This is a genomic window from Bacteroides sp. Phil13, from assembly GCF_001940965.1.
GTDB lineage: Bacteria > Bacteroidota > Bacteroidia > Bacteroidales > Bacteroidaceae > Bacteroides > Bacteroides intestinalis.
In genome coordinates, this window is the sequence record NZ_MSHA01000073.1 from 1 (window position 1) to 3463 (window position 3463).

General features: G+C 42.1%; 2 protein-coding genes and 1 pseudogene. All 3 read left to right on the plus strand.

Annotated elements, in window-relative coordinates; genetic code table 11:
- Window positions 1-2511 (plus strand): RHS repeat domain-containing protein (locus BWI44_RS13975; RefSeq protein ID WP_286814621.1); only part of this gene is annotated, 2511 nt, incomplete at its 5' end.
- A gap of 6 nt (window positions 2512-2517) precedes the next feature.
- The gene (locus BWI44_RS13980; protein ID WP_118295087.1) at window positions 2518-2955 is read left to right on the plus strand and encodes a DUF5958 family protein; all 438 of its coding nucleotides are present in this window, start codon (window positions 2518-2520) and stop codon (window positions 2953-2955) included.
- A 292-nt stretch (window positions 2956-3247) separates the two neighbouring features.
- A pseudogene (locus tag BWI44_RS13985) lies at window positions 3248-3463 on the plus strand (hypothetical protein); the annotation flags it as partial.

A 3463-nucleotide genomic window follows, 5' to 3' on the forward strand; every position in this document is an offset into this window, starting at 1 on the left:
CTTCAGCCCAAATATCAGGAGTCGTCGGATCTTGGCAAGTATGCTTTCCGGTACGAATATGACGCTCGCGGACGTTGTACGAAGAAGATACTTCCGGGTGCTGATTTTGTGGAGTATATATACAATGACGCGGACCAGCTTGTCTACTCCCAGGATGGCAACCAGCGGGCGCAGGCTACCAAGAAATGGACTTATTATCTGTATGATAAGTTCGGTCGTCTGACCGAGCAGGGGGAGACTGAGAGTATAGAAAATCATTCTGTTTCCGAACTCCAACTTTCTAACTGTTATGATGGGTATGGCTTTTTAGGTACTACCGGCTTCGACGATATTGTTTACAGCATAAATGAAGCTGACAAAAAATACGGCAAGGGCATGCTGACCGGAAGCTCCGTTGCTGTTCCCGGCAGTTTCTCCCGGATTTATACTGCGTATTATTATGACGCAGAGGGACGTATGGTGAAGAGTGTGCAAAATAATCTGCTTGACGGGTTTGATGTAACTGAAACGGCTTATACTTTCAGTGGCAATCCTTCTGTGGTGACACATGTTCACAGCGCAGCCGGTAATGACAGGTTGACTGAGACGTATGCTTACAGTTACGATCACAATGACCGGCTGGCTAAGGTAGAACACACCTTGAACGGTATTAAAGTGACCCTTGCAGACTATATCTATGATGACCTCGGACGTCTGGAGCAGAAGAACCTGCACGGTCTTCCGCTTCACCGGCAGGAATACAAGTATAATGTGCGCGCCCTCTTGACAAGCATCTCCGGTAATTTCTTCGGTGAATCGCTTTACTACTATACTGGTGACAATCCCGTAAAGTGCTACAACGGCAACATTAGCAGTGTGAAGTCTAGCTTCAACGGTCCTCCTCGCGAGCGTTGCTACCAATTCCGTTACGACGGGCTGAACCGTTTGACCGACGCTCATTTTAGTGGCTCTGCCTATGACCCTAAATTTCCTGCGGGGAACTTTGCCGAGCACGTCACCGCTTATGACAAGAACAGCAACATTCTTGGTCTCAGTCGTTACGGCCAGACGGGTGCCGGCAGCTTCGGTCTGATCGACAGCCTGACCTACAGCCTGCAGGGCAACCGGATAACGCGTGTGGACGATGCTGCCACTGCTTCTGCCTATGGTGGTGGATTTGAATTTAAAGATGCTGTAAAGCAGGACAATGAATACGTTTATGACGCCAACGGTAATTTAACAAAAGATTTAAATAAAGGAATCGTTGGAATTCAATATAATTATTTAAATTTGCCAAACAAGGTCACGTTCGGCGATGGCAGCACCATTACTTATACGTATGCGGCAGACGGCACGAAGCTCCGCACATTGTATAAAGTGGGTTCTACTACCACGACAATGGACTATTGTGGGAACGTGATCTATGAAAATGGTGTCCGTAAGTATCTTCTTACCGAAGAGGGTTATGTTTCCTTGAGCGACGGTATATACCATTACTTCTACCGTGATCATTTGGGGAATGTCCGTTTGGTGATGGGAGCCCCCACGAGTAGCGGGGGGCAGGTTGAGGAGCGCAATGACTATTATCCTTTTGGCGGTCTGATAGCTGACCTCGGTAGTGTGCAGCCTTACAAATACAACGGCAAGGAACTGGATACAAAGAAGGGATTGAACTGGTATGATTATGGGGCAAGGCAGTATGATGCAGCGCTGGGAATCTTTACTACGATAGACCCTTCTTCCGAAAAGTATTACCCGACCTCTCCTTATGTTTATTGTGGAGGTGATCCTATAAATAGGATAGATCCTACAGGAGCGGATTGGTATAAGGATAGTGACGGCAATTATCATTGGGCTGAAAGAGGAGACGATATAACTGAGGGCTGGACATGGGTTGGTTCTTCGGTCTCTATAGAAATCAGTAAAAGTAAGTATGTCAATTACTATGAGAACGGTGGTATTGTAGCCAACAAGCCTGTCAATGCTTTTGATCTGATCGCTTCCAGCCCTAAGTTGCAGAATCTTTTTCTTGGTGAGAATAGTCTGTTATCGGAGGCTTCCAAGTCAAGGCTGTTCAATGGACTTGTAAATCGTTCATTGAATAGTATTGGGATACCGGTTGGTCAAGCTTTGGTGGGTTATGCAGCTGTCGAATTTGGTGGAATTGCCTTAGGAAAGATTTTTGGCTGGGGAGCTAAGGGCTTAGTGAACTTATTAGGGAAAAGTGGGGCTAAAGCTGCAACTCAAACTGGTGTCAATACATTAACAGCTAGTGAATATCTTCGGATAGAAAATGCTGCAACTCGAATAAATATGCCTATAAATGTTGTCGGTAGTCGTGCGTCTGGTACAGCAACGGCATATTCTGATTGGGACTATATTATTGAGGGAATAAATAAACATAATTGGAATAAAATAAAAAATTCTCTTCCAGGCGCACGGTCTATATTAGACAATACACCACGGAATATAGATCTTATAAAGGAACCTCTTGATAGAACAAAACCATTTATAACAATTTATCCACGATAATAGTTTATGAAGTTTGAGCATGAAATATTAATTAATAAGTACGGTCAGGATCTAATAGATCTAGATCAACTAGTACTTCTGTATAAAAGCTTTGGAGAAGATTATAAAAGGTCTTTTATTCACGGTCTCATAACTTTGATAATGCAATCAAAGCCTAAAAAGGAAGACATTAAAATAGCTATATGTAATAGTTGTTTAAAGGAGAGTTATACACCATGTGTTTTGTTAAAAAAGGATTTGTCACAATCTAATCTTTATAAAATTGGAGGATTGCCCTCCTATGAATTAGAGAAAACCGTAGTCTTATTTCTAAATTTATTTAGAGTAGCTTATAAACGTAGATTTGAGAAAGAAAGGAATAATATTTATAAATGGTGGTATTGGGACTTGTCTGATAGTAGAAATCTAAAAAGAATTGAGGATGGAAAATTGACGATGGATTGATTTTCTGTCCGTTCAGTCGAGTATGTTATCCGGCTGAAATACTAAAATCTTCAATCAATTAATTGAATGATCCCTACCTTTTACAACAAAACACAGAGGTAGGGATCTTCTTGGCTTATATCTCTTATCATGACGAGCTTGAGCGTTCTTTTCTAACGGCACAAAAGCTATATTCAACAATGCTCCTTTCAACAAGAACTTCTTTACAGTCTGGTTAACAACCTACGATAATGGCAATTTAGCACAAGATTTAAACAAAGGTATAGAGGATATTCAATACAATTGCTTAAATTTGCCAAGACTGATAAAGTTTAAGGATCAGAGTACTATTACTTATACTTATGCGGCAGACGGGACAAAGCTGCGCGTGGAACATAAGATAGGAAATAGCACTACCCGGACGACTTACTGCAGTAATGTGATCTATGAGGATGGTACAGCCAAGTGTTTATTAACGGAAGAAGGTTATGTCTCTTTAGACGGTCGGGAATATCACTATTACCTGAAG

Excerpts from the sequence above, each read along its gene's own strand:
- BWI44_RS13980 (WP_118295087.1), top strand. The coding sequence starts at position 2,518 with ATGAAGTTTGAGCATGAAATATTAATTAATAAGTACGGTCAGGATCTA.